The sequence below is a fragment of the Streptomyces indicus genome (assembly GCF_900100315.1).
GTDB classification, from domain to species: domain Bacteria; phylum Actinomycetota; class Actinomycetes; order Streptomycetales; family Streptomycetaceae; genus Streptomyces; species Streptomyces indicus.
Window position 1 is genome coordinate 293,879 of the sequence record NZ_FNFF01000001.1, and the last position, 26,849, is coordinate 320,727.

A 26,849-nucleotide genomic window follows, 5' to 3' on the forward strand; every position below is an offset into this window, starting at 1 on the left:
CCGCCGGGTCAACGCCGGCTGCGTACCAGCAGATACAGGAAGTACGGCGTGCCGATCACCGCGGTCATCAGTCCCGCACCCAGCTGCGCGGGCGCGATGACGGTGCGGCCCACCAGGTCCGCCGTGCAGACGAGGATCGCGCCGAGGAGCACCGCGACCGGTACGACCCGGGCGTGCTGCCGGCCGACCAGTCCGCGGGCCGCGTGCGGGGCCACGAGTCCGACGAAGGCGATCGTGCCGGCGGCGGCCACGGCGGTGGCGGTGAGCAGCACGCCGAGGACCAGGAAGCCCAGGCGCCCCTTGCTCAGATTGAGGCCGAGCAGCCGCGGGGTGTCCTCGTCGAGCGAGACCAGGTCGAGTTCGGCCCGCCGGGCCACCGAGACCGCAAGGCCGACCGCGAGCACCACCGCGAGCGGCAGCGTGTCCACGAAGGTCCGGCCGTACGTGGATCCCGACAGCCAGGTCAGCGCCTTGGTGGCGTTGAACGGGTCGGTGAGGATGATCATCAAGCTGGTCAGCGCATAGCCGGCGGTCGCCATGCCGAAGCCGACGAGGACCACGCGGTTCTGCTGGAAGCCGCCCTTGGCCGAGAGCCCGAAGACGATCACCGAGCTGATCGCGGCGCCCGCGAGCGCCGCACCGGCCACGCTCCAGGCGCTGGCCAGTGGCACGGTGGTGACCAGCAGGACGGCTCCGACCGCGGCGCCGTTGGAGACGCCGAGCACGCCCGGCTCGGCCAGCGGGTTGCGGGTCACAGCCTGGATGAGGGTGCCCGCGAGGGCGAGCGCGCCGCCGGCGAGCAGCGCCGCCGTGACGCGCGGCATCCGCGTGTCCAGGACGAACGACACCGTCTGACCGGCCCTGCCCTGCGCCCAGTTGAGGACATCGCCGAGCAGCAGCTTGGCGTCGCCCAGGAGCACCCCGGTGAGCGTCACGCCCACCAGGACGACCACCAGGACCACGGTGGTGGTGAGGAAGACGGCGCGGCTGCGGATCTTCAGACGGTCGGCCTCCGCGGAGCCGCCCGCGTCCTTGACCCGGGCCGCGAGCACCACGAGGAACACCGCGCCGACGAGGCTGGTGACCACGCCGGTGGGCACCGCCACGGCGGTGTCGGCAGGGACGAGGGCGCGCAGTACGACGTCCGAGCCGAGCACCAGGGCCGCACCGGCGAGGGCCGAGAACGGCAGGCTCGCGCGGGACTTGTTGAAGGTGCGGAAGCGGCGCGCGAGGAAGCGTACGAGCGCGGGCGCACAGAGACCGACGAAACCGATCGGGCCCGCCAGGGTGACGGCGGCGGTGGAGAGCAGGGCCGCGAGGGTCACGGCGGTCACGCGCGTGGAGCGCACCGGGACACCGACGCCCTTGGCCGCGTCGTCGCCGAGCGCGAGCGCGTCGACCCGGCGGGCCAGGAGCATCAGACCGATCAGCGCGAGGACGGCGATCGGGAGCATCTGCAGGACGCCGTCGAAGCCGTTCTGCGCGATGCTGCCGTGGTTCCACTGGTGGAGGCCGTCGGTCTCCTGCGGGAAGAGCAGCAGCAGGCCCTCGGTCATGGAGGTCAGACCGAGCGTGAGAGCGGTGCCCGCGAGCACCAGCCGTACGGTGCCGGCGCCGAGGCCGGACAGGGCGAGCACGATCGCGCCGGCGGCGAGACCGCCGACGAAGGCGATGCCCGAGGAGGCGAGCATCGGCAGCGTCAGACCGGTGGCCGCGGCGATGGCGAGCGCGAAGTACGAGCCGGCGTTGACGGCGAGGGTGTCCGGCGAGGCGATCACATTGCGGCTGACGGCCTGAAGCGTGTGACCGGCCATGCCGAGCACGGCGCCGATGAGCAGACCGGCGACCATGCGCGGCAGCCGGGAGGCGATGACCACCGAGGAGTCGGTGGCCTCGGCCTGGCCGGTGAGCGCCTTCCAGACCTCGAAGGCGCCCACGTCGGCCGTGCCCTGGGTGATGTCGACGACCGCGAACGCGGCCACGACCAGGACCAGGAGGGCCGTCACCGCGGCCGCGCCCGAACGGGACGGAGCGGCCGTCTGCGGACGGGTGGCGGGAGTGGTTGCGGTGACGGCCATCGGTTACTTCGTCAGCGCCTTCACGAGGCCGTCGACGTACGCGGACATCGAGCCGGTGCCGCCGAACATCCAGATGCCGTCGTCGAGACGGTGCACGTTGCCGTCCTTCACGAAGGGCAGCGAGGTCCACACCTTGTCCTTGGCGAGGATGCCGGTGAACGGGGTGGAGGCCTTGTCGTCCTTGTTGCCGATGTAGGCGAAGTGGACGTCCTTCGGGAGCTTGGTCAGGCCCTCGACGTCGGTCTTGCCCAGGCCGTAGGCCGGGTCGCCCTCGACGGTCCAGGCGTTCTTCAGACCGAGCTTCTCGTTCACGCCGCCGATCAGCGAGCCGCTGGTGAAGGGGCGGATGGAGGCCTGGTTGGAGACGACGTAGCCGTCGGCGAAGGCGATGTTCGCGCCCGCGAGGTCGGCGTCGGCGAGCGCCTTCTTGCCTTCCTCGATCTTCGCGTCGAAGTCCTTCTTGAGCTGGTCGGCCTTGTCGGTGGTGCCGGTGGCCTGGGCCAGGAGGTCCAGGTTCTTGGTCATCTGGCCGACCGGGTCCTTGGCGTCGGCGGGCTTGATCGTGATGACCTTGCCGACCTCCTTGAGCTGCTTGATGGCAGCCTCGGGCAGGTCCGTGGTGGCGACGATCAGGTCGGGGGCGAGGGCGGCGATGGAGTCCATGCTGGGCTCGCCGCGGGTGCCGACGTCCTTGGGGTTGCCGGTGAGCGGGACGGCCTGGTCCCACTGCTTGTAGCCCTTGACGTCGGAGACGCCCGCCGGGTCCACGCCGAGCTCGACGAGGTGCTCGACGACATTCCACTCGGTGGCGACGACCTTCTTGGCCGGCCCGTCCAGCTTGACCTCGGCGCCGGTGCCGTCGGTGAGGGTGATGGCCTCGGACGACTTCTTCGTGTCGTCCTTCTTGTCGGCGGCGGGCTCGGTGGTTCCGCAGGCGGACAGGGTGAGAGCCGCTGCCGTGGTGACGGCCGCGGCGAGCAGAATGCGCCTCATGACTGGGTGGTGAGCCTTTCGCTTCGCGAGTGGTGACGGCCTATCGCGCGGGTGCGCAGAAGGCCGGTGAGGGGGTCGGAGTCGACCTCGATGCGGATCCCGTACGTGTCGGTGAGCCGCTCGGCGGTCAGGACGTCCTCGGGGTGGCCGTCGGCGATCACGCGGCCCGCGCTGAGCAGCACGATCCGGTCGCCGACGGACGCGGCCTGGTCGAGGTCGTGCAGGACGGCGCCGACGGCGATGCCGTGGCCGTCCGCGAGATCCCGCATCAGGTCGAGGAGTTCGACCTGGTAGCGCAGGTCGAGGTGGTTGGTGGGTTCGTCGAGGAGCAGGACGCCCGTCTCCTGGGCGAGACAGCCGGCGAGCCAGACGCGTTGCAGCTGACCGCCGGAGAGGTGCTCGACGCCGCGCTCGGCGAGGTCGGTCATGTCCGTCATGGCCAGCGCGCGGTCGACGGCTTCCCGGCCGCCCGGGTCGCTCTTGCCCCAGCGGCTGCGGTACGGGTAGCGGCCGAACTCGACCACGTCGCGCACCGTGAGTCCGCTGGGTGTGGGCCGTCCCTGGGTGAGCAGGGCGACGCTGCGGGCGAACTCGCGCGGGCTCAGGGCGAGTCCGTCGGTGTCCGCGTCCAGCGTGATCTTCGCGGTACGGGGCTGCTGCAGGCGCGCGATGGTGCGCAGCAGCGTGGACTTGCCGCTGCCGTTCGGGCCGACCAGGACGGTGACCTCGCCCGGGCGCAGCGACATCGAGGCGTCGTGGACGACGTCGACGCCGTCGTAGGCCACGGTCACGTCCGCGGCGGACAGCTCATGGCCGCGGGGACGCCGGTCCGCGGAGCTCTCTTCAACAACTCGCACGCCGGAAGGTTAGCCTAACCTTAGGCATCCGCCATACGGGGGGCTGACCTGCGGCGGAATCGGGCCCCCGGTTCCCTCCGGGAAACCCAACCCCCACCCTGCCCTTGAGCCTCAGGTTTCCCGCCGACGCGGGGGCGCACTCCGCCGCTCCGGCCGGGACAATGGGGACATGTCCGATGCCTTCACGAGCCGCATCCTGCAGTTGTCCACCGGCACCTCGGAGCGCGTGGTCGACCTGACCCGCGAGTGCGAGACCTTCCTCAGGGAGGTCGCGTCGGGCCGCGACGGCCTCCTCAACATCTTCGTGCCGCACGCCACGGCCGGGGTCGCCGTGATCGAGACGGGCGCCGGCAGCGACGACGACCTCCTCGCCGCGCTGCACACCCTGCTGCCCGCCGACGACCGCTGGCAGCACGCCCACGGCTCCCCCGGGCACGGCCGCGACCACGTCCTGCCGGCCCTGGTGGCCCCGCACGCGACGCTGCCCGTGATCGAGGGCAGCCTGGAGCTGGGTACGTGGCAGTCGGTGTGCCTGGTGGACACGAACGTCGACAATCCGAACCGTCAGGTGCGGCTGAGCTTCCTCGGCTAGCCGTCCGTGAGTACGCGCACGGCGCCGGACTCCCCGGCCCTCGTCAGGTGATGAACTCCCTGACGGTACGGGTGAATTGCTCGGGCTGCTCCAGGTTCCAGATGTGCCCCGCTCCCGGGACGATCCGCAGCTCCGCGTCGGGCAGTCCGTCGGCCAGCTCCTGCGCGAGCGGGATGTTGGACCGGTCCTTCTCGCCGCACAGCACCAGCGCGGGCACCTTGATCCCGGCAAGACGCGGCCGCAGGTCCAGGCGGCCCAACTCCCCCAGCCCCGCCAGGAATCCCCGCTTGCCGAGCCGGCGCAGATCCTCCGCCGCCTGCTCCTTGAGCTCCGCGCGGCCGCCGGCGTACATCGAGGTCATGGCCCGGACGAGCACCCCTTCGGGCAGCAGCCCGAGCACGCGCCGCTGCACCGCGGCGCCGGCGCCGTCCGCGTGAGCGGCGCCTCCGGAGAGCACGAGGCCCGCCACCTTCTCCGGGGCGTCGAGCGCGGCGAGCAGCGCCACGCTCACGCCGCCGGACAGCGCCACGAGATACGCGGGTCCGTCCTCCTGCGCCAGGAGGTCCCGCACCGTGGCGACGGCCCGGTCCAGGGTCAACGGCCCGGGACTCGAGCCGTGGCCGGGCAGGTCGGGCGTGTGGACGCGGTGCTCCTCGCCCAGCGCGGCGGCCTGCGCCGCGAAGGCGCGCCCGCTGGAGCCGAAGGCGTGGACGAAGATCAGCGTGGACATGACTCGACCCTAGGGCTCGGGGGGCGTGCCCGGAGGTGAGTTGCGGGAATGCGTACGGGGCGGCTTCCCGGGCGGAAGGCACGCCCGTAAACGCGCCCTCGACGGCCGGGAAGAAGTCGTGGCCGCCGACAGTTGGTAGAAACGTGAACGACATCGGGGCAGCAGAAGCACGGCAGGTCGAGGTCCTCGTCATCGGCGCGGGACAGGCCGGCCTGTCCGCCGCGTACCACCTGCGGCGCACGGGCCTGGTGCCCGACCGCGACTTCGTGGTGCTCGACCACGCGCCCCGGCCGGGCGGGGCCTGGCAGTTCCGGTGGCCGACGCTCCCGTACGGACGGGTGCACGGCATGCACGCGCTGCCCGGCATGGAACTGACCGGCGCCGACGACGCCCGCCCCTCGTCCGAGGTGATCGGCGGATACTTCGCGGCGTACGAGGAACGGTTCGGCCTGCGCGTGCACCGGCCCGTGGACGTCACGGCCGTGCGCGAGGGCGCGGGCGGGCGGCTCCTCGTCGAGAGCTCCGAGGGCACGTATGCGACACGGGCGCTGATCAATGCCACCGGCACCTGGGACCGGCCCTTCTGGCCGCGCTACCAGGGCCAGGAGACCTTCCGCGGGCGGCAGTTGCACACCGCGCAGTACGCGGGGCCCGAGGAGTTCGCCGGACAGCGCGTGGTGGTCGTGGGCGGGGGCGCGTCGGGCACGCAGCATCTGCTCGATATCGCCCCGTACGCGGCCTCGACGCTGTGGGTCACGCGGCGTGAACCCGTGTTCCGCAAGGGCCCGTTCGGCGAGGAGGAGGGCCGCGCGGCGGTCGCCCTGGTCGAGGACCGGGTGCGGCAGGGGCTGCCCCCGCGCAGCGTGGTCTCGGTGACGGGGCTGCCGCTGAACGACGCGATCCGCAAGGGCATCGCGGACGGTGTGCTGGACCGGCAGCCGATGTTCGACCGAATCACGCCGGACGGGGTGGCCTGGGCGGACGGCCGCGAGGAGCGGGCCGACGTGATCCTGTGGGCCACCGGATTCCGCCCGGTCGTCGACCATCTCGCGCCGCTGCGGCTGCGCGAGAGTGGCGGCGGGATCCGGCTCGAAGGGACACGTGTCGCGCGTGACCCGCGGATCCACATGGTCGGTTACGGCCCTTCGGCCAGCACCATCGGCGCGAACCGCGCGGGCCGGGCGGCGGTGACGGAGATCCGCCGACTCCTCGCCCAGGAGCGGGAGTTGGTGTCCTGAGGCGGACGGAGCGGGGTCCGGTGCACCAGGGTCGACAACTCAGGCCCCGTGACGGACGGTTCACCCGGCGCCGGGAGCGCCGTTCTTCGCCTGCCCCTGCTTCTCCGCCTGGCCCTGCTTCTCCGCCTGCCGCAGGGCGTTGAACTCCGCGACGTTGCGCTGGTGTTCGGCGTAGTCCGCCGTGAAGCGGGTGTCCCCCGGCTTGACCGTGACGAAGTACAGCCAGTCCCCCTGCGGCGGGTCGAGCGCGGCCGCGAGGGCGTCGTCGCCCGGGTTCGCGATCGGGGTGGGCGGCAGGCCCATGTGCGCGTAGGTGTTGTACGGGCTGCTGATCCGCGTGTCCGCCATCGAGGTGTCCACCGTGGAGCGGTTCATGGCGTAGTTGATGGTCGAGTCCATCTGGAGCGGCATCCCGAGGTTCATCCGGTTGTAGACGACCCGGGCCACCTTGCCCATGTCCTGCTTCGTCTCGGCCTCGGCCTGCGCGATGCTCGCGATGGTCACCGCCTGGTAGACGGAGACCGCCTTGTCCTCGGCGGCCTTCTTCACGTGCTGGGCGCCGAAGCGCCGGTTCGCGGTGTCGACCATGTACGCGAGCACGGAGGCTGGTGTCGCGTCCTCGCCGATCGGATACGTGGCCGGGAACAGGTAGCCCTCGGGATTGCCGGCCGCTTCGCCCGGGAGCTTCAGACCGATGGTGTGCGCGGACTTCTTCGCGGTGCCGGGCTTCGCGTCGAGGGCCTTGTCGATCGCCGCGTACACCTGCGCGGTGCGCCAGCCCTCGGGCACGAGCAGGGTCCTGGCCTGCGGCTGCGGCGCGGCCCGGTCCAGGAGGACGGGCACGGCGACCGCGGTGCCGGCGAGCAGGGCCCCGGTCACGGCGAGCGCGGCCTTGCCCCTGCGGGTGAGACGGATCCTGCCCTGACTGTCGTTGCGCATGCGGGCACGCTAACCCCGCGCGGGGGATAAATCCGACATTCAGCGCGGCGTCGTCCCTCTTACGCCACCGGGGCCAGCCGCTTCCCGTCCTGGGACGGCTCGCCGGAGTCCCCCGGCTCGTTTCCCGGCGCCGTCTCCGCATCCCGGCGCACCAGCGCGGCATAGCGCCCGTTCTGCCCCAGGAGCGCGGCGTGCGTGCCGCGTTCGGCCACGCGGCCGCCGTCGAGGACGACGATCTCGTCCGCCGAGCGGATCGTGGAGAGGCGGTGGGCGATGGTGATCGTGGTGCGGTTCGCGGACAGCGCGTCGATCGCTTCCTGGACCGCGCCTTCCGTACGGGTGTCGAGCGCGCTGGTCGCCTCGTCGAGGATGAGCACCGGCGGGTCGCGCAGGATGGTGCGCGCGATGGCCAGGCGCTGCTTCTCGCCGCCGGAGAACCGGTGGCCGCGCTCGCCGACCACGGTGTCGTAGCCGTCGGGCAGCGAGGCGATGTGCTCGTGGATCTGGGCCGCCCTGGCCGCCTCGTACAGCTCCTCGTCGGTGGCGTCGGGCTTGGCGAAGCGGAGGTTGTCGGCGACGGAGGCGTGGAAGAGGTACGTCTCCTGCGAGACGACGCCGACGGTGTCCGCGAGGGTGTCGAAGGCGAGGTCGCGCACGTCCACGCCGTCGATGGTGACCCGCCCGCCGGTGACGTCGTACAGGCGCGGCACGAGCGAGCTGAGCGTGGACTTGCCGGATCCGGTGGGTCCGACGACGGCGAGGCTCGCGCCCGCGGGCACGGTGACGTCGATGGCGTCGAGGATGGGCTCGGACTCGGCGTCGTAGCGGAACTCGACGTTCTCGAACCGGACTTCGCCCCTGACCTTTTCCAGGCGTACGGGCTCGGCGGGCTCGCGGATGTCCACGGGCAGGTCGAGGTATTCGAAGATGCGCTGGAACAGCGCGAGCGAGGTCTGGATCTGGACGCCGGTGGACAGCAGGCTGACCGTCGGGCGGAACAGGCCCTGTTGCAGGGTCACGAAGGCGACGAGGGTGCCGAGCGAGACCGCCGGGCCGCCGAGGCCCTGGGCGAGTCCGGCCGCCCAGTACAGGAGCGCGGGCAGCGCGGCCATGACGATGCCGATGGTCGACATCCGCCAGCGTCCGGCCATGCTGGCCTTCACTTCCAGGTCGATCAGCTTCTCGGACTCGTCGGCGAAGGACCGGGTCAGCGAGTCGGAGCGGCCCATGGTGCGGCCGAGCAGGATGCCGCTGACGGACAGCGACTCGGTGACGGTGGCGGCCATCGCGGCCATCTGCTTCTGCCGCTTGGTGGTGATCTTCTTGCGCTCGTTGCCCACCTTGCGGCTGATCAGCACGAAGACGGGCAGCAGGAGCAGCGAGACGAGGGTGAGCCGCCAGTCGAGGGCGAGCATGGCGATGACGGTGGCGACGACGCCGGTGAAGTTCTGCACGAGCGAGGTCGCGGTGGAGGTGACGGTGGCCTGCATGCCGCCGATGTCGTTGGCGATGCGGGACTGCACCTCGCCGGTGCGGGTGCGCGTGAAGAAGGCCAGCGACATCTGCTGGAGCCGTCCGTAGACGGCAGTGCGCAGGTCGTGCATGACGCGCTGGCCCACGGTCGTGGAGATCAGGGTCTGCAGGACGCCGAAGACGCCGCCGACCACCGCCGCGGCGATCATGCCGAGGGCGAGCAGGCTGAGCAGCCCGGTGCGGCCCTGGGGCAGCGCGGTGTCGAGGATCTCCTTGAGCAGGAAGGGGGTGGCGACGGAGACCAGTGACGAGGCGGCCACCAGCAGTGCGACGACTGCGAGCCGGCCGCGGTAGGGGCGGAAGAGACGGGCGATCCGGCGCAGCTCACGCGGCTGCTCCGGGTCGCGGGGCGGGGCGGACCAGGTGCTTTCGAGGTCGGTGTGGGCGGGCTTCATGGGCCTCCTAGGGGCGGGGTAAGCACATCACCCGAGGAGCATAGCTCATTGTTACCTATATTCACAATGAGCGGTGTCCTGATACGCTCCCGGCATGACGAACCAGGCCATGGACCGCGAGGACCGCCCGGCCGGCTCCGCGGCCGACCGCGACGGCCTCCTCGCCGAGCAGCTGCTCCGGCTCACACGCCGGATGCACCGCATCAACAAGCGCTACCTGGAGGAGTCCGGCCTCGGCATCACACCGGCCCAGTCGCGGCTGCTCCGCGCCCTCGCGCACTACGACGAGCCGCCGCGGATGGCCGATCTGGCGGCGCGCATGGAGGTCGTGCCGCGGGCCGTGACGACGCTCGTGGACGGTCTGGAGGGCGGCGGCCGGGTGCGGCGCGTGCCCGATCCGGCCAACCGCCGGGTGATCCGGATCGAGCTGACCGAGGCGGGGCGCGAGGCCCTGCGGGCCCTGCGCGACGCGCGCCGCAGCGCCGCGCAGGACATCCTGGCTCCATTGACCGCCGAGCAGCGCGAGGTGTTCGGCGGTCTCCTGTCCGCCCTGGTGGACGAGCCCGGGCGGCACTGACGGCCTGGCGGACGAAGCCGGGGCGACACCGACCGCCCGGGTGGAGGAGCCGGGCCGACACCACCGCCCCGGTGGACGAGCCGGGGCGCCCCTGACCGCGCGCCGCCGCGCCGGACGCGGAGACGCACGAGGCAGCCGAACGACGCCGAGGAGAGCACCGATGCCCCTGCTGGAGCCCAACCCCGACGCGCTGCGCCCGCGCCTTGCCCGGGGCGGTCCCTCACCCGACCGGGTGCAGGACGGTCAGGCGCAGGGCACGCCGGAGCCGTTGCGCACCGACCTGATCGAGCTGCTCGGCGCGGACAAGGTGCTCTGGCACATCTCGGATCTGGTGCGGTACGCCTCCGACGCGAGCCCGTACCGGTTCGTGCCGCAGGTCGTGGTGGTCGCGGAGGACATCGACGACGTGTCGGCGGTGCTCTCGTACGCGCACGGCAAGGGCCGGCAGGTGGTGTTCCGCGCGGCCGGCACCTCGCTGAACGGACAGGCGCAGGGCGAGGACATCCTGGTGGACGTGCGCAAGCACTGGGCCGGGATCGAGGTGCTCGACGACGGTGCGCGGGCTCGTATCCGGCCGGGCACGACGGTCGTACGGGCCAACGCGACGCTCGCGCGGCACGGGCGCGTCCTCGGCCCGGACCCGGCGAGTGCGATCGCGTGCACGCTCGGCGGGGTCGTCGCCAACAACGCCTCGGGCATGACGGCGGGCACCACGCGCAACTCGTACCGCACGCTCGCCTCGCTCACGTTCGTGCTGCCGTCGGGCACGGTCGTGGACACCGCCGAGCCGGACGCCGACGAGCAGCTGGCGCACGCCGAACCGGCGCTCTGCGAGGGCCTGTTGGCGATCAAGCGGGAGATCGAGGCGGACCCCGCGCTCGTCCGCCGGATCCGCGCCAAGTACGAGATCAAGAACACCAACGGCTACCGGCTTGACGCCTTCCTCGACGGGTCCACGCCCGTGGAGATCATGCGCGGCCTGATGGTGGGCTCGGAGGGGACCTTCGGGTTCATCTCGGAGGTCGTGTTCGACACGCTGCCGCTCGACCGTCAGGTGTCCTCGGCGCTGCTGTTCTTCCCGACGCTCAGGGACGCGGCGGCCGCGGTGCCGCTGTTCAACGAGGCGGGTGCGCTCGCGGTCGAGCTGATGGACGGCAATACGCTACGGGCCTCGGTGAGCGTGCAGGGCGTGCCGCAGGACTGGGCGCAGCTGCCCAAGGAGACCACGGCGCTGCTCGTGGAGTTCCGCGCCCCGGACGAGGAGCGGCAGGCCGCGTACGAGAAGGCCGCGGCCGAGGTGCTGACGCGGCTCGAACTCGTGCGGCCCGTCGCGTCCGTGACGAACGAGTTCACCAGGGACCCGAAGACGATCGCGGGCTACTGGAAGGCGCGCAAGGCGTTCGTCACGGCGGTGGGCGGTTCGCGCCCGTCCGGTACGACCCTGATCACCGAGGACTTCGCCGTGCCGCCCGCGCAACTGGCCGACGCCTGCTCGGCGTTGCTGGAACTCCAGACCCGGCACGGCTTCGACGCCGCCGTCGCGGGACACGCGGCGCACGGCAATCTGCACTTCCTGCTCGCCTTCGACGCGGGCAAGCCCGAGGACGTGGACCGGTACGCCGCGTTCATGGACGAGTTCTGCCGGCTCACCGTGGAGCGCTTCGACGGCTCCCTCAAGGCCGAGCACGCCACCGGACGCAACATCGCGCCGTTCCTCGAGCTGGAGTGGGGCGAGCAGGCCACCGAGCTGATGTGGCGGATCAAGCAGGTGATCGACCCGGACGGGGTGCTCGCCCCGCGCATCGTGCTCGACCGGGACCCGAAGGCCCATCTGCGCGGCCTGAAGACCATCCCCAAGGTCGAGCTGATCGCGGACCCGTGCATCGAGTGCGGCTTCTGCGAACCGACCTGTCCCAGCCACGACTTGACCACCACGCCGCGCCAACGCATCGTGCTGCGCCGCGAGATGATGCGGCAGGACCCCGGTTCGCCGGTCGAGGACGGGCTGGTCGAGGCGTATGGCTATGACGCCGTGGACACCTGCGCCGGTGACTCCACCTGCAAGCTGGCCTGCCCGGTCGGGATCGACACCGGCATGATGATGAAGTCCTTCCGGCATGCGCGGCACTCACCGCGCGAGGAGCGGATCGCGGCGCTCGCGGCCAAGAACTTCAAGGCGGTGGAGAAGTCGGCGCGGCTCGCGGTCGCGGCCGCCGACAAGATCAGTGACCGGCTGCTCACCGCCGTCACGCGCACCGCGCGCAAGGCCGTACGGCCCGACCTCGTGCCCGAATGGCTGCCCGAGGTGCCCGGCGCCGCGGCCCGCAAGCTGCCGCACACCTCCCGTGCGGGCGCCAGCGCCGTGTACTACCCGGCCTGCGTGAACCGGATCTTCGGCGGCCCCGAGGACCACAAGGGCCCCTCGCTCGCGCAGTCCGTCGTGGCCGTGTCGGCGCGGGCGGGCAAGCCCGTCTGGATCCCGCAGGACGTGGCCGGAACCTGCTGCGCCACCATCTGGCACTCCAAGGGCTACGACGAGGGCAACACCGTCATGGCCAACCGCATCGTCGAGGCGGCCTGGGGCTGGACGGCCGGCGGAAAACTGCCGCTGGTGGTCGACGCCTCCTCGTGCACCCTCGGCATCGCGCACGAGGTGGTGCCGTATCTGACGGACACCAACCGCGAGCTGCACGCCGAACTGACCGTCGTGGACTCGCTGGTGTGGGCCGCGGACGAGCTCCTCCCCCACCTCACCGTGCACCGCAAGATCGCCTCGGCGGTGGTGCATCCCACTTGCTCGATGCGGCATCTGGGCGACGACGGGACCCTGCGGACCGTGGCCGAGGCCTGTGCGGACGAGGTGGTCGTGCCGGACGACGCGGGCTGCTGTGCCTTCGCGGGCGACCGCGGCATGCTGCACAAGGAGCTCACGGAATCGGCCACCGCACGTGAGGCGGCCATGGTGACCTCGCGCCGGTTCGACGCGCATCTGTCGGCGAACCGGATGTGCGAGGTCGGCATGGATCACGCCACCGGCCGCTCGTACTACTCCGTTCTGATCGAGCTGGAGCGCGCCACCCGTCCAACTGCCTGACCCGGTACGGCGCTTGAGCGCCCCGGCCCGTACGCACGGGCCGGGGCGCTCTGCGTTGCGGGGCTCTCTGCGTCAAGATGCGCTCGCGCGTTGCGGTGCGGTCTGCGGTACGGGGACTTCGCGCACGCGCGTGCGCACAGCTGCTCGGCGGGTCCGTCTCCCCAGCGTGTACGGACGTGATCCGCCCTTCCCGCAGCCAAATTGATCCGATGTCAGGAACGGACACATTGTCCTGATCAAGGACGAACCGGCTCGACTTCCGGCTCGGCGAGTCCAAGGCAGGCCGCGGAAAGTCCAACTCCCTGTCCACTTCGGCATCTTGCGCCCCGGACTTCCCACGACGAGGGTGGCTGGCGCCGTTGCTCCATCCATCCCCGCCTTACCGACGGAGGTCCGATGCAGGACGAGAACGCCACCCACACCCCCGATGAATCCGCCGACGGCCTGTCCCGCCGTACCGCACTGCGCGCCGCGGGTCTCGCGGGAGCCGCGGGCATCGGTCTGGGCGCAATAGGCACCGGCTCGGCGCATGCCGACAGCGCCGCGGCCACGGCGACGGGAAGAGTCGAGGCCCGCACCGGCCGGACCATGGTCAACGTGCCCTTCGAGGGCCGCAGCACCGTCCGGGTCGGCATCATCGGCCTCGGCAACCGCGGCGGCAGCATGATCGACCTCTTCCTGGCCATCCCCGGGGTGCAGGTCGTGGCGATCTGCGACCCCGTGAAGGAGAAGATCGAGCGGGCCGCGAAGAAGGTGACCGACGCCGGTCAGCCCGCACCGGGCACCTACGCCAAGGGCGACCACGACTTCGAGAACCTCTGCAAGCGCTCAGACCTGGACTTCGTGTACGTGGCGACGCCCTGGGACTGGCACTTCGAGATGGCGAAGAGCGCCATGCTCAACGGCAAGCACGTGGGCGTGGAGTGTCCGATCGCCATGGAGCTCGGGCAGCTGTGGGAGCTGGTGAACCTCTCCGAGCGCACCCGCCGCCACTGCATGCAGCTGGAGAACTGCTGCTACGGCAAGAACGAGATGCGGGTGCTGCGCATGGCGCACGCCGGCCTGTTCGGCGATCTGCTGCACGGAGCGGGCGCGTACAACCACGATCTGCGCGGCCTCATGTTCGACCCGGACTACTACGAAGGACCCTGGCGGCGGCTGTGGCACACGCGGCTGCGCGGCGACCTCTACCCGAACCACGGCTTCGGTCCGGTCTCCAACTACATGGACATCAACCGCGGCGACCGCGTCACGCACATCTCCAGCTTCGGTACCCCGGCGCTGGGTCTCGCCGAGTACCGCAAGGCCCACATGCCGCCGAACGACCCGAGCTGGAAGGAGACCTACATCGAGTCGGACCGCACCATCAGCCTGGTGCAGACGGCCAAGGGCCGCGTCATCCGCCTCGAGCACGACGTGTCGACCCCGCACCCGTACAGCCGGATCAACAGCCTCGGCGGTACGAAGGGTGTCTTCGAGGACTATCCCGCGCGGATCTACCTGGAGCCCGACCACAGCGACGACCAGTGGCACAACTTCGGTGACTACGCGAACTGGGACCACTGGCTCTGGAAGGAGCACTCCAACCCGCCCGGCGGCCACGGCGGCATGGACTACATCATGATCTTCCGCCTGATGCAGTGCATGCAGCTGGGTCTCGTGCCGGACTTCGACGTGTACGACGCGGCGACCTGGACCGCCCCGGTGCCGCTGAGCCACCTGTCGATCAAGGCCAAGGGCGAGCCGCAGGAGATCCCGGACTTCACGCGGGGCGAGTGGCGCAAGAAGCGGTCGGGCGTGGACTCGGAGAAGCCCTCCGCATGATCAACGCGCTTGCGGTGCCGCCTCGTTGCTGCGGGGCGGCACCCGCCTGCGGGACGAAGAGCTTGGTCCTCGCCCCGCAGGGGAGCGGCTGCCACGGGATCAGAGCGCGCGGGCGTCGATCAGTCCCTCGGCGTGCAGCGCCGGCCACAGCGCGGCAGGCACCTGGGCTTCGAACGCCGCACAGTTGGCGGTGACTTCGTCCGCACTGCGCATTCCGACGACTACCCCGGCCACCACGGGGTGGCGGCGGGCGAAGGCGAGGGCCGCCTGCGGGAGGGTCACGCCGTGGGCCCGGCACACCTCCGCGATACGCCGGGCACGCCGGAGGAGTCCGGCGGATGCGGGCGCGTAGTCGTACGGGGCGCCCTCCTGGGGCTGTTCGCTCGCGAGCAGCCCCGAGTTGAACACCGACGCCGCCAGCACGGACACGCCCTGTGCGGCACATGCCGGGAAGAGCGTGTCGAGCGCGCTGTGATCGAGCAGGGTGTAGCGGCCGGACAGCATCACCACGTCCGGGTCTGCCTCGGTCACCAGGCGGGTGAGCAGCGCGGGGTCGTACATCCCGGCGCCGATCGCGCCGACGACGCCCTGCGCGCGCAGCTCGGCGAGCGCCGGGTACCCACTGGAGAGCGCCGCTTCGAAGTGCTGCTCGGCGTCGTGCAGGAACAGCACGTCGATCCGGTCGGTGCGCAGGCGCCGCAGCGAGTCCTCGACGCTGCGCAGGATCCCGTCCCGCGAGAAGTCCCACACGCGCCGGTGCGTGGCCGGCACGTGGAAGGCCTCGTCGAGCCGGCCCGCCGCCTCCTGCGGCACGAGCAGCCGGCCGACCTTCGTCGACAGCGTGTACGCGTCGCGCGGTTTGTCGTGGAGCAGGTCGCCGATGCGACGCTCGGAGTGGCCGATGCCGTAGTGCGGCGAGGTGTCGTAGAAGCGGATCCCTGCGTCCCAGGCGGCGTCGAGCGCGGCCGCCGCGGTCGCGTCGTCGAGCGGGGCGAACAGGCCGCCCAACGGTCCGCCGCCGAAGCCGAGTTCGCCGACGTGTACGGAGGTGGATCCGAGCTGTTTGCGGGGCGGGATCATCCGGCGTCCTCCCGGTGCTGCGCAAACGTGGTGACAGGCACCCCGGCGATCCTGCCCTCCGCCCGCGCGCACCGCCAATGGATTGATGCGGCAGACGCGGTGAACGCGACGTGCACGGGAACGCGACGTGCACGGGAACGCGACGTGCGCGGGAACGCGACGTGCGCGGGAACGGGCGTGTCAGGCCCCGAGGTTGGCCCGGTCGCCCATCACGATCACCGGGTGCTGCTTCGGGTCCAGGGTGCGCAGCAGGTGTTCCATGGCCGGCTTCGACAGGCTGACGCAGCCGGAGGTGCCGCTGCCATGGTCCATGTGCAGCCAGATCGAGCCGCCCTTCGCCTGGCCCTCGGGGCGGGTCGGGTCGATCGGTGAGGTGCCCTTGACGCGGTTGTAGTCGATCGCGATGACCAGGTCGAAGTCGTGCCAGTGCGTCCTGGGCCAGTAACGGGGCGCGGCGAAGGCCGAGGAGCGGTTGTACGGGAGCTTGGACCCCGGGTCGGCGAGGACGCCGCCCGCGTCGGTGAGCGTGAACACGCCGACCGGGCTGCGCTTGTCGCCCTCGCGGTGGTCGGTGGTCCAGCCCTTCTTGCCGTTGTGCGCGGTCCAGGTGCGGTCGCGGTCCCAGGTGCCGCCGCGTTTGGTGAACAGGGCGACGGTGGACTGCGCCGAGTCCTCGCCCTTTCCGTAGACGGCGACGACCTGCCGGGACTGCGCCGGGATCTGCCGCAGCAGCCGGTCGCCCACGCCGGGGATGCGGGTGAGGTCGGTACTGGGCGAGGCGCTCGGCCGCGCCTGCGTCCCGGGCCGGCCGTCCTGTCGGCCGCCGTGCTGTCCGCCGCCGTCGGTGCCCGAGGTTCCGCCACCGCAGGCGGTGAGCACCGCGGCCAGGGCCAGGGCGACGAGCGGGGTACGCGGCGTGCCGGATATGCGCATGCGGTCCATGCTCGCACGCGGGCCGGCCGTGGCAGCAGCGGGCTGTGCGCATCGCCCGCCTCCTGCGGCGGGCGGCGGCCCGTCCGGAAACCGCACATTCGACGGGAAAACCGTTTGCCCCCGCCGCCGTCCGGCGGAGAACCTTGCACGTTCCCTGTTCCACCCCCGGTGCAACCCGCGATCGCACCCCTGACTCCACCGGCCGCCCTGTGCGGCCGTCTTCCCCATCCGCCCCGCGAGCTCTGGACATCATGCAGATCAGTGACCTTCCGTATCCCGACCCGGGTGTGCCCGACGCGCGTTCCGGTTCCCGCTTCCTGCTGTGGCTGGGGCGGAACCAGCTCGGCGGCCAGGTGCGCTCGTTCTCCTGGGGCCTGCTGCACTTCTCGGCGGTGATGGCGCTGTCGTTCGCAGTGGGGTACGCCGTCCAGGCGGTGGTCGACCGCGACGGCGGGCGGCTCGCCCTCGCGGGCGGTCTGCTCGCGCTGACCGGCGTGACGATCGCACTCGGCGACACGATGCTGCACCGCACCGCCGTGACCAACTGGATCACCGCGGCGGCCCGTGTCCAGCAGCTGCTCGCCCGCAAGACCGCCGAGCTGGGCTCCGCGCTGACCCGTCGCGTGGCGGCCGGAGAAGTGGTCGCTGTTTCGACGGGTGACGTGGAGAAGATCGGCTGGTTCGTCGAGGCGCTCTCGCGGTTCCTGGCCGCCGCCATGACCGTGGTCCTGGTGTGCGTCGCGCTGGCCGTGTACCAGCCGGCTCTCGCCCTGGTCGTGGTGATCGGCGTCCCGGTGCTCGCGCTCGGCGTGATCCCGCTGCTTCCGCGGGCCACCAAGCTGGCCGACGTACAGCGGGAAAAGGCCGGACGGGCCACCGAGTTGGCGGCCGACACCGTCGCGGGCCTGCGCGTGCTGCGCGGCATCGGCGGCGAGGAGCTCTTCCTCACCCGCTACCGCGAGGCCTCGCAGGAGGTGCGGCGGGCCGCCGTGCGCAGCGCCCGGATGTGGGCGGCGATCAGCGCCGTGCAGGTGCTGCTTCCCGGTCTGCTCCTGGTGGCCGTGGTCTGGTACGGCATCGGCCTCGTCCGCGACGGCCGCATCCAGATCGGTGAACTCGTCACCGTCTACAGCGCCGTGATGCTCCTGATGTATCCGCTGCGGCACTTCGAGGAGATCGCGATGGCGTACTCGTTCTCGCGACCCTCGGCACGGCGGGCCGCGCGCGTCCTGTCGATCGAGCGGTCGATCGAGGGCAGCGGGACCATCGAGGACGTCACACCGCAGGGCGACCTGTACGACCCGGTCACCGGGCTGCTCGCACCCTCGGGCCGGCTGACGGCCGTGGTGTGCGGCGATCCGGACGAGGCGGGGCGCCTGGCCGAACGGCTCGGCGGCCATCCGGCCCTCGACGAGCCGGTCACGTCCGTACGGTTGGGCGGCACGCCGCTCGACGAACTGCCGCTCGACGCGGCGCGCGCGGCCGTCCTGGTGCAGGACAAGGACCCGGTGCTGCTCTCGGGCACGCTGACCGAGCTGCTCGACGTGCCCTCCTCCGGGAACGTCACGGCCGAGGAGGCCCTGCGGGCGGCCGAGTGCGGGGACGTGCTCGACGCGCTCGCGCAGGCGTCGGTGGACGACGACCCGATGCAGGCGCCGATCACCGAGCGCGGCCGTTCCCTCTCGGGCGGCCAGCGCCAACGCCTCGCGCTGGCGCGGTCGTTGGTGACCGACCCGGAGGTCCTGGTGCTCGACGAGCCGACCTCAGCGGTCGACTCGCACACCGAGGCGCGGATCTCCGAGGGCCTGCGCGCCCTGCGCAAGGGCCGCACCACGGTGGTCTTCACCTCGTCGCCGCTGCTGCTCGACCGCGCCGAGCGCGTGGTGCTCGTGCACGAGGGCGAGGTGGCGGCGGTGGGCCTGCACCGCGACCTTGTGCACACCGAGCCCCGCTACCGCGCGATCGTCACGCGCGAGACCGAGGACGAACAAGCCGCCGACGAAGCCAGGAAGGCTTCCGAGGCCTATGAACGCGACACGTACGAAACGGAGGAGTCGGCATGATCGGCGTAGCGCCCCCGGCCTACGACCCGGCGGCCCCTCGCAGTGCGAACACCCTGCCCGTGGGCTCGGCCGCGACGGTACGCGGCTATGTCCGCGACCTGTTCGGGCGGCACCGCAAGGCCTTCACGGTCCTGATCACCGTGAACACGGTGGCCGTGATCGCCTCCCTGGTCGGCCCCTGGCTGCTCGGCGGCCTGGTCGAGAAGGCCTCCGCGGGCGCGTACGACCTCCATCTGGGCCGCACCGTCGCGCTGTTCACCGTGGCGCTGCTCGCGCAGGCCTTCTTCGTGCGGCTGGTGCGGCTGCGCGGGGCGATGCTCGGCGAGCGGATGCTGGCCGATCTGCGCGAGGACTTCCTCGTCCGCTCGGTGGGCCTGCCGCCGGGTGTACTCGAACGGGCGGGCACCGGCGACCTGTTGTCCCGCATCACCACCGACATCGACCGGCTGGCCAACGCCATGCGGGAGGCCGTGCCGCAGCTGACCATCGGCGTCGTGTGGGTGGTGCTGCTCCTGGGCGGTCTCACCGTGACCGCGCCACCGCTGGCGCCCGCGGTGCTGCTCGCCGTACCGCTGCTCGTGGTGGGCTGCCGCTGGTACTTCAAGCGGGCGCCCTCCGCGTACCGCTCGGAGTCGGCAGGCTACGCGGCGGTGGCCGCGGTGCTCGCGGAGACGGTGGACGCGGGCCGCACCGTCGAGGCGCACCGCCTCGGCAAGGAGCGGATCGCCCTGTCGGACCGGCGCGTGCGCGAATGGACCCAGTGGGAGCGGTACACCCTGTTCCTGCGGTCCGTGCTGTTCCCGGTCATCAACCTCACGCACACGACCGTGCTGGCATCGACGCTCATCGTGGGCGGCGTGTTCGTGCTGCAGGGCTGGATCAGCGTCGGTCAGCTGACGACGGGCGCTCTGATCGCGCAGATGATGGTCGATCCGGTCAACCTGATCCTGCGCTGGTACGACGAGTTGCAGGTCGCGCAGGTGTCGCTGGCCCGCCTGGTGGGCGTACGCGAGATCGAACCCGGTGCGGGAGACGAGTCCGTACGCCCCGAGGGCCGGCATGTCGAGGCGGCGGATGTGCACTTCGGGTACCGGCCCGGGGTGGACGTGCTGCGGGAGGTGTCGCTCGGGGTACGCCCCGGCACGCGCCTCGCCCTGGTCGGACCGTCGGGTGCAGGCAAGTCCACGCTCGGCCGGCTGCTCGCCGGGATCTACGCCCCGCGCACCGGCGAGGTGACGCTGGGCTCCGCCGAGCTGTCGCGGATGACCGCGGAGCGGGTGCGCGAGCACGTGGCCCTGGTCAACCAGGAACACCACGTATTCGTCGGCTCGCTCCGCGACAATCTCCGGCTCGCACGCTCCGGCGCCGAGGACGCCGAACTGTGGGCGGCGCTCGGCGCTGTCGATGCCGACGGCTGGGCCCGTGCGCTCGCGGAGGGGCTCGACACGGAGGTCGGCTCCGGCGGGTTCGCCCTCACCCCGGCGCAGGCCCAGCAGATCGCGCTGGCACGGCTCGTGCTCGCGGATCCGCACACGCTGGTGCTCGACGAGGCCACCTCGCTGCTCGACCCGCGGGCCGCGCGGCATCTGGAGCGGTCCCTGGCCCGGGTGCTCGACGGGCGGACCGTCGTGGCCATCGCGCACCGGCTGCACACCGCGCACGACGCGGATGTGATCGCGGTGGTGGAGAACGGCCGGATCAGCGAGCTCGGCAGCCATGACGAGCTGGTGGCGGCGGACGGCGCCTACGCGGCGCTGTGGCGGTCCTGGCACGGGTGAGACCCGGGCGGGTCCGGAGGGGCTTCGGCGGATCGACCGGGTGGGCGGGTGTGCTGCGGCGCACCCGCCCTCTCCCCTTCCCGGTGGGGCGCTCGTCAGATGTATCCGAGAGCCGCCGCCCCGCCCGCTCCGCCCAGGAGCATGAACGCCGGCATCAGGACCTTCAGCTCCACCCAGCTGCCCGCACGGAAGCGCATCAGCTTCGGCGGGCCCACCGGGTACCAGCGCTTGCCGGCGATGGGCAGCGGCCAGAACATCGGGCAGCCCGAGATCGTCAGGGCGTCCCCGATCGTGTGGACGACGGCGCCCAGGAGAACCGGCAGGCCCAGCCACAGGTACTCCTGGCCGTCGCCCGTGAAGAGCCAGTCCGCCCCGTTGCCCGGCTGGTCCAGGACGCCCGCGAGGATCCAGGCGCTGGTCGCGCCGAGCAGCCAGACGAGGACGTCGCTGGACACCCGGGCCGCCCGCCACAGCAGGCCCTCGACCGCGAGCACCAGGTGCACGAAGAGGATGCCGAGGACCGCCCAGCGGCCGCCGAGGACGGCCAGGGCCGAGAATCCGGCGCCGATCAGCACCGCCCACAGCCACGTGTGCGTCAGGGTGCGGTGGCCGCCGGAGCGGCGGGCGTCCCTGGAGGACTTCGTGGCCTTGTAGACCCCGTAGGAGATCTTGTCGACGATGCCGCACAGGGCCCGCGACAGCGGTCCGAAGGCGCGCGAGATCGTGGCGGACTTGTGGTCGAGGTCGGGGGCGAGGGCCGCGCCCGCGCAGATCAGGGCGCCGACCAGGAGGACGGGCCACGGCATCGCGTGGTCCAGGGCCGCCGCTGCCGCACCCACCCCCAGCCAGGCCGCCGCGCCGGACAGTGAGTGTGCCGGACCCATCATGGCCGCTACCCGCCCCATCTCTGTTGTGCCGATGTCCAGTTGACGCCCGGGGCCGGTCCGCGGTTGCGGCGGCCGGCGTCCCGGTCGGCTGCACAGCGTAGCGTTCGTGATCTTCGTACGGACGGCCGATTCCCCTTACGGGGGACAGGGCAGGCAAGATGGGGGCGTGACCCTTATCGATCAGCTGCCGCCGGAAGCCGACCCCGATGCCCTCTACGAAGCCTTCGAAGGCTGGGCGCAGGAACGCGGCATCACCCTCTATCCCCACCAGGAGGAGGCGCTGATCGAGGTCGTGTCCGGGGCGAACGTGATCGTCTCGACTCCGACCGGCTCCGGTAAGTCCATGATCGCGGCGGGGGCGCACTTCGCGGCGCTCGCCCGGGACGAGGTCACCTTCTACACGGCGCCGATCAAGGCGCTCGTCTCGGAGAAGTTCTTCGAGCTGTGCAAGATCTTCGGCACCGAGAACGTCGGCATGCTGACCGGTGACGCGTCGGTGAACGCCGACGCGCCCGTCATCTGCTGCACCGCCGAGGTGCTGGCCTCGATCGCGCTGCGCGACGGCAAGGACGCCGACGTCGGCCAGGTCGTCATGGACGAGTTCCACTTCTACGCCGAGGCCGACCGCGGCTGGGCCTGGCAGATCCCGCTCCTTGAACTGCCGCAGGCGCAGTTCATCCTGATGTCGGCGACGCTCGGCGACGTCTCGATGTTCGAGAAGGACCTGACCCGGCGCACCGGCCGGCCCACGTCCGTGGTGCGCTCGGCGACGCGTCCGGTGCCGCTGTCGTACGAGTACCGGCTCACGCCCATCACCGAGACGCTGACCGAGCTCCTGGAGACCAAGCAGGCGCCGGTCTACATCGTGCACTTCACGCAGGCGCAGGCCGTCGAGCGGGCGCAGTCGCTGATGAGCATCAACATGTGCTCGCGCGAGGAGAAGGACCAGATCGCCGAGCTGATCGGCAACTTCCGCTTCACCACCAAGTTCGGCCGCAACCTGTCGCGTTACGTGCGGCACGGCATCGGTGTGCACCACGCCGGCATGCTGCCCAAGTACCGGCGGCTCGTGGAGAAGCTCGCGCAGGCGGGTCTGCTCAAGGTCATCTGCGGCACGGACACGCTCGGCGTCGGGGTCAATGTGCCCATCCGCACGGTCCTGTTCACCGCCCTCACCAAGTACGACGGCAACCGGGTGCGCACCCTGCGCGCCCGTGAGTTCCATCAGATCGCCGGACGGGCGGGGCGGGCCGGGTTCGACACGGCGGGCTTCGTGGTCGCGCAGGCGCCCGAGCACGTCATCGAGAACGAGAAGGCGCTCGCCAAGGCGGGCGACGATCCGAAGAAGCGCCGCAAGGTGGTGCGCAAGAAGGCCCCCGAGGGTTTCGTCGCCTGGTCGGAGACCACCTTCGAGAAGCTGATCGCCTCCGAGCCGGAGCCGCTCACCTCGCGCTTCCGGGTCACCAACATCATGCTGCTCTCGGTGATCGCCCGGCCGGGCGACGCCTTCCAGGCGATGCGCCGGCTCCTGGAGGACAACCACGAGCCGCGCAAGGCCCAGTTGCGGCACATCCGCCGGGCCATCGCCATCTACCGTTCGCTGCTGGACGGCGGGGTCGTGGAGCAGCTGGACACCCCCGACGCCGAGGGCCGCACCATCCGGCTCACCGTGGACCTCCAGCAGGACTTCGCGCTCAACCAGCCCCTGTCGACCTTCGCGCTGGCCGCCTTCGACCTCCTGGAGCCGGAGTCGCCCTCGTACGCGCTCGACATGGTCTCCGTGGTCGAGTCCACCCTCGACGACCCGCGTCAGATCCTCGCCGCCATGACGAACAAGGCGCGCGGCGAGGCCGTGGGCCAGATGAAGGCGGACGGGGTCGAGTACGAGGAGCGCATGGAGCGCCTTCAGGACATCTCGTACCCGAAGCCGCTGGAAGACCTCCTGTGGCACGCGTACAACCTCTACAAGAAGTCGCACCCGTGGGTGGCCGACCACCCGGTCTCGCCGAAGTCCGTCATCCGCGACATGTACGAACGCGCCCTCACCTTCACGGAGTTCACCGCCTGGTACGAGCTGGCCCGCACCGAGGGCATCGTCCTGCGCTACCTCGCCAGTGCGTACAAGGCGCTCGAGCACACGATCCCCGACGACCTCAAGTCCGAGGACCTGGAGGATCTGATCGCCTGGCTGGGCGAGATGGTGCGCCAGGTGGACTCCAGCCTCCTCGACGAGTGGGAGCAACTGGCCAACCCGGAGGAGATGACCGCCGAGGAGGCCCAGGAGAAGGCCGACCAGGTCAAGCCGGTCACCTCCAACGCGCGCGCCTTCCGCGTCCTCGTGCGCAACGCGATGTTCCGCCGCGTGGAACTCGCAGCCCTCGACCAGGTCGAGGAGCTCGGTGCGATGGACGCCGACGCGGGCTGGGACGCCGACGCGTGGGGTGAGGCCATGGACAAGTACTGGGACGAGTACGACGATCTCGGCACCGGTCCCGACGCGCGCGGTCCGAAGCTGCTGCAGATCGAGGAGCGGCCCGACGACGGGCTCTGGCGCGTCCGGCAGACCTTCGCCGACCCGAACGGCGACCATGACTGGGGAATCAGCGCCGAGGTCGATCTCACGGCGTCCGATGCGGAGGGCCTCGCGGTCATCCGCGTGACGGACGTCGGCCAGCTGTAGGGAATCCGGCGCGGGTCCCGCCCGATCCGCACCGCGTCCGCTCAGCCCCCGCCCCTTTCGCAGCAACCGGAGAACACAGTCGATGACCAACCCCGCCGAACGCCTCGTCGACCTGCTCGACCTGGAGCAGATCGAGGTCAACATCTTCCGCGGCGCGAGCCCCGAGGAGTCGCTCCAGCGCGTCTTCGGCGGGCAGGTCGCGGGCCAGGCCCTGGTCGCCGCGGGCCGCACCACGGACGGCGACCGTCCGGTGCACTCGCTGCACGCGTACTTCCTGCGTCCCGGCCGGCCGGGGGTGCCGATCGTGTACCAGGTGGAACGGGTGCGCGACGGGCGCTCCTTCACCACGCGCCGGGTCACGGCGGTCCAGCAGGGCCGCACGATCTTCAATCTCACGGCCTCCTTCCACCAGCCGGAGGAAGGGCCCTTCGAGCACCAGCTGCCGCCGCGGCTCGACGCCCCGGACCCCGAGACGCTGCCGAGCGTGGTGGACGAGATCCGCGAGCATCTCGGCGCGCTGCCCGAGCAGTTGGAGCGGATGGCCCGGCGCCAGCCCTTCGACATCCGGTACGTCGAGCGGCTGCGCTGGACCTCCGACGAGGTCCAGGACGCCGAGCCGCGCAGCGCCGTGTGGATGCGCGCGGTCGGACCGCTGGGCGACGATCCGCTGGTGCACACGTGCGCGCTGACGTACGCGAGTGACATGACCCTCCTCGATGCGGTGCGTATTCCGGTGGAGCCGCTGTGGGGGCGGCGCGGGTTCGACATGGCCTCGCTGGACCACGCGATGTGGTTCCACCGTCCGTTCCGTACGGACGAGTGGTTCCTGTACGACCAGGAGTCCCCGATCGCGACGGGTGGCCGTGGTCTGGCGCGCGGCCGGATCTACGACCGCGAGGGCCGGCTGCTCGTCTCGGTGGTGCAGGAAGGCCTGTTCCGCACCTGGGCGCCCAAGCCGGGCTCCTGACCGGCGCGGCGGGGCGGCCTGTAGCGTGCCCGGCATGAGCATCGAGCCGAGCGCCTCCCACGTCCCCGCCGGTCCCGCACATCAGGGCGCCGCCCCGCAGCGCGACCGACAGCTCGCCGACGCGATCGCGCTGCGCGAGAGCGGGCGCCGGGAAGAGGCGCGCGAGCTGCTCGTGGCGCTCGCCGCCCGGTTCCCCCACGACGTCGAAGTCGCCTACCAGACCGCCTGGGTGCACGACACGCTCGGCCTGGAGGCCGAGGCGGTGCCGTACTACGTCACCGCCGTGTCCGCGCCCGGGCTGCCCGCCGAGGACCGCGCCGGCGCGCTGCTCGGGCTCGGATCCACCTACCGGGCGCTCGGCCGCTACTCCGAGGCCGTGGAGACCCTGGAGCGGGGCTGTGCCGAGTTCCCCGAGGACCGCGCGCTGCGCACCTTCCTCGCGCTGGCGCTCCACAACGCCGGTCGCGGCAAGGAGGGCATGGAGCTGCTGCTCGGGCTGCTCGTCGCCACCACCGAGGATCCGCAGATCGCCGCCTACCGCCCGGCGTTGGAGGAGTACGCCAAGGATCTCGACGCCACCTTCTGAGCGCGCGGCCTGCTGAAGGCGCCAACTCCCTGACAGGCCCCCGGTGTCATGGTCGCGGCGGCGCCTCCTCCCTCGCGACCGCGGCCGACAGGGCGAGGAGGACCCGGTAGCCGTGGATCTCCTCCGGCACGCGGGCGCACATCATGCGCTCCATGAGCAGGTCGCCCGGCGAGGGCACCGCGCCCGGACGGCCGGACGAACCGAGGTCCAGGCGGTGGTGGTTGAGCAGGGCCCGTTCGTGCGGATCGGTGACGACCTCGGCCACGTCGACCGGGTCGAGGAACGAGGCAGTGACGGCGGCCCGCTCCCAGGGGCCCGTGGCGAGCCCCATCAGATACTGGTGCATCCGGTCCCGCCAGCCCGGGGCCCGTAGATCCTCACCGTCGCGCAGGCGGCTTCTCATCGCCTCCGGGGCCCGGCCCGCGAGCAGTTCGGGGTGTGCGGCGCCCAACTCCCGTACCTCATCGGCGAAGTAGAACCAGACCACCGACCGGTAGCGGTTGAGCTGGAAGCGGGCCGGAGTGAGGAGGCCGGCCCGGGCGATGCGCGTGAAGCGGTCCTTCGTGATGCCCAGGAGGTCGGCGGCCTCGGAGGTGCCGGCCAGCCGCACGCGATCACGGAGCGCTTCCGCGAAGCCCTCGGCGGCTTGCAGCCGGTCCAGTTCGCGGCGGGTCACGCGGCGCTGTCCGCCGCTCTCCCCCGGCACGGTGGCGATGAGGCCGCGTAGTACCGCGAGCTCGAACTCCGCCCGTGTGAGCAGCAGTTCCTTGGCGGCCCAGTGAGCCGGGTGGCTCAGGTCGAGCAGCGCGTCCCGTGACGGCGCACCGTCCTGGCCGGTGGACGGCATGGTGGTCGTGTCGATGACGGTCATGGTGGTCTCCCCGTGAGTCCGGCGTGCATCCGATTACTCTCGGTGAAGACCGTAGCCCGCACGCAACGAGCCCGCAGAGCCCTGTGGATAACTCCCGAACGCCCAGCTCAGGCCTCATCTACCGCGTGCGGGAAGGGAGTCAGACGTACCGCGT

At 71.5% G+C, this 26,849-nt stretch carries 20 protein-coding genes; 10 read left to right on the forward strand and 10 right to left on the reverse strand.

The window, feature by feature from the left end; all coding sequences use genetic code 11:
* Positions 1 to 8: 8 nt before the first annotated feature.
* The 3 genes from BLT97_RS01385 to BLT97_RS01395 are packed head-to-tail and all read right to left on the reverse strand — an operon-like array spanning position 9 to position 3,928.
* On the reverse strand, positions 9 to 2,078 hold the full coding sequence (locus tag BLT97_RS01385) for an iron ABC transporter permease (protein ID WP_093606777.1): 2,070 nt from the start codon (positions 2,076 to 2,078) through the stop codon (positions 9 to 11).
* A 3-nt stretch (positions 2,079 to 2,081) separates the two neighbouring features.
* A complete protein-coding gene (locus tag BLT97_RS01390) occupies positions 2,082 to 3,071 on the reverse strand; it encodes an ABC transporter substrate-binding protein (protein WP_093606778.1) in 990 nt (329 codons plus the stop codon).
* Positions 3,068 to 3,928 carry an ABC transporter ATP-binding protein gene (locus tag BLT97_RS01395; RefSeq protein ID WP_093606779.1) on the reverse strand — a complete coding sequence of 287 codons (861 nt, stop codon included), beginning with the start codon at positions 3,926 to 3,928 and terminating at the stop codon, positions 3,068 to 3,070. The genes BLT97_RS01390 and BLT97_RS01395 overlap by 4 nt, the downstream gene beginning before the upstream one ends.
* Before the next feature lie 169 nt (positions 3,929 to 4,097).
* Here BLT97_RS01395 and BLT97_RS01400 point away from each other — a divergent pair, with 169 nt between their 5' ends.
* Positions 4,098 to 4,520: a secondary thiamine-phosphate synthase enzyme YjbQ gene (locus BLT97_RS01400; RefSeq protein ID WP_093606780.1), complete on the forward strand. Its 423-nt coding sequence runs from the start codon at positions 4,098 to 4,100 to the stop codon at positions 4,518 to 4,520.
* Between the two features lie 43 nt (positions 4,521 to 4,563).
* Here BLT97_RS01400 and BLT97_RS01405 read toward each other — a convergent pair whose 3' ends face one another.
* On the reverse strand, positions 4,564 to 5,250 hold the full coding sequence (locus BLT97_RS01405; protein WP_093606781.1) for an alpha/beta fold hydrolase: 687 nt from the start codon (positions 5,248 to 5,250) through the stop codon (positions 4,564 to 4,566).
* Positions 5,251 to 5,393: 143 nt separating this feature from the next.
* Between BLT97_RS01405 and BLT97_RS01410 the strand changes: the two genes are divergently transcribed.
* Positions 5,394 to 6,488: an NAD(P)-binding domain-containing protein gene (locus BLT97_RS01410; RefSeq protein WP_176953593.1), complete on the forward strand. Its 1,095-nt coding sequence runs from the start codon at positions 5,394 to 5,396 to the stop codon at positions 6,486 to 6,488.
* Positions 6,489 to 6,548: 60 nt separating this feature from the next.
* Here BLT97_RS01410 and mltG read toward each other — a convergent pair whose 3' ends face one another.
* Both mltG and BLT97_RS01420 read right to left on the reverse strand, forming a co-directional pair.
* Positions 6,549 to 7,427: an endolytic transglycosylase MltG gene (gene mltG, locus BLT97_RS01415; RefSeq protein WP_107406982.1), complete on the reverse strand. Its 879-nt coding sequence runs from the start codon at positions 7,425 to 7,427 to the stop codon at positions 6,549 to 6,551.
* Positions 7,428 to 7,486: 59 nt separating this feature from the next.
* Entirely contained in the window at positions 7,487 to 9,355 is a 1,869-nt protein-coding gene (locus tag BLT97_RS01420; RefSeq protein WP_093606782.1) for an ABC transporter ATP-binding protein, read from the reverse strand.
* A gap of 94 nt (positions 9,356 to 9,449) precedes the next feature.
* On the opposite strand from BLT97_RS01420, the gene BLT97_RS01425 reads away from it, so the two are divergent.
* From BLT97_RS01425 to BLT97_RS01435, 3 genes are all read left to right on the forward strand, one after another.
* Complete coding sequence (locus BLT97_RS01425) at positions 9,450 to 9,932, forward strand: MarR family winged helix-turn-helix transcriptional regulator (protein ID WP_245769083.1); 483 nt, start codon at positions 9,450 to 9,452, stop codon at positions 9,930 to 9,932.
* A 160-nt stretch (positions 9,933 to 10,092) separates the two neighbouring features.
* Positions 10,093 to 13,026: an FAD-binding and (Fe-S)-binding domain-containing protein gene (locus BLT97_RS01430; protein ID WP_093606783.1), complete on the forward strand. Its 2,934-nt coding sequence runs from the start codon at positions 10,093 to 10,095 to the stop codon at positions 13,024 to 13,026.
* Between the two features lie 396 nt (positions 13,027 to 13,422).
* Positions 13,423 to 14,850, forward strand: a complete 1,428-nt coding sequence (locus BLT97_RS01435; RefSeq protein ID WP_093606784.1) for a Gfo/Idh/MocA family protein — start codon at positions 13,423 to 13,425, stop codon at positions 14,848 to 14,850.
* Positions 14,851 to 14,949: 99 nt separating this feature from the next.
* Here BLT97_RS01435 and BLT97_RS01440 read toward each other — a convergent pair whose 3' ends face one another.
* Positions 14,950 to 15,930 carry an aldo/keto reductase gene (locus BLT97_RS01440; protein WP_093606785.1) on the reverse strand — a complete coding sequence of 327 codons (981 nt, stop codon included), beginning with the start codon at positions 15,928 to 15,930 and terminating at the stop codon, positions 14,950 to 14,952.
* A 180-nt stretch (positions 15,931 to 16,110) separates the two neighbouring features.
* Positions 16,111 to 16,863 (reverse strand): L,D-transpeptidase family protein, encoded by a 753-nt coding sequence (locus BLT97_RS01445; RefSeq protein WP_093606786.1) that lies wholly within the window; start codon positions 16,861 to 16,863, stop codon positions 16,111 to 16,113.
* 251 nt (positions 16,864 to 17,114) lie between these two features.
* Here BLT97_RS01445 and BLT97_RS01450 point away from each other — a divergent pair, with 251 nt between their 5' ends.
* Together BLT97_RS01450 and BLT97_RS01455 are read left to right on the forward strand one after the other, a co-directional pair.
* Entirely contained in the window at positions 17,115 to 18,926 is a 1,812-nt protein-coding gene (locus tag BLT97_RS01450) for an ABC transporter transmembrane domain-containing protein (protein ID WP_093606787.1), read from the forward strand.
* Complete coding sequence (locus tag BLT97_RS01455; RefSeq protein ID WP_093606788.1) at positions 18,923 to 20,704, forward strand: ABC transporter ATP-binding protein; 1,782 nt, start codon at positions 18,923 to 18,925, stop codon at positions 20,702 to 20,704. The genes BLT97_RS01450 and BLT97_RS01455 overlap by 4 nt, the downstream gene beginning before the upstream one ends.
* A 95-nt stretch (positions 20,705 to 20,799) precedes the next feature.
* On the opposite strand, the gene BLT97_RS01460 is transcribed toward BLT97_RS01455, so the two are convergent.
* Entirely contained in the window at positions 20,800 to 21,591 is a 792-nt protein-coding gene (locus tag BLT97_RS01460; protein ID WP_093606789.1) for a metal-dependent hydrolase, read from the reverse strand.
* A gap of 106 nt (positions 21,592 to 21,697) precedes the next feature.
* Here BLT97_RS01460 and BLT97_RS01465 point away from each other — a divergent pair, with 106 nt between their 5' ends.
* The 3 genes from BLT97_RS01465 to BLT97_RS01475 all read left to right on the forward strand — a co-directional run bounded on the left by BLT97_RS01465 (position 21,698) and on the right by BLT97_RS01475 (position 25,824).
* A complete protein-coding gene (locus tag BLT97_RS01465) occupies positions 21,698 to 24,271 on the forward strand; it encodes a DEAD/DEAH box helicase (protein ID WP_176953594.1) in 2,574 nt (857 codons plus the stop codon).
* A gap of 82 nt (positions 24,272 to 24,353) precedes the next feature.
* Positions 24,354 to 25,238 carry an acyl-CoA thioesterase gene (locus tag BLT97_RS01470; RefSeq protein ID WP_093606790.1) on the forward strand — a complete coding sequence of 295 codons (885 nt, stop codon included), beginning with the start codon at positions 24,354 to 24,356 and terminating at the stop codon, positions 25,236 to 25,238.
* Between the two features lie 34 nt (positions 25,239 to 25,272).
* The gene (locus BLT97_RS01475) at positions 25,273 to 25,824 is read left to right on the forward strand and encodes a tetratricopeptide repeat protein (RefSeq protein WP_093606791.1); all 552 of its coding nucleotides are present in this window, start codon (positions 25,273 to 25,275) and stop codon (positions 25,822 to 25,824) included.
* 46 nt (positions 25,825 to 25,870) lie between these two features.
* Here BLT97_RS01475 and BLT97_RS01480 read toward each other — a convergent pair whose 3' ends face one another.
* Positions 25,871 to 26,695 (reverse strand): DUF6397 family protein, encoded by an 825-nt coding sequence (locus BLT97_RS01480; RefSeq protein ID WP_093606792.1) that lies wholly within the window; start codon positions 26,693 to 26,695, stop codon positions 25,871 to 25,873.
* Positions 26,696 to 26,849: the final 154 nt, after the last annotated feature.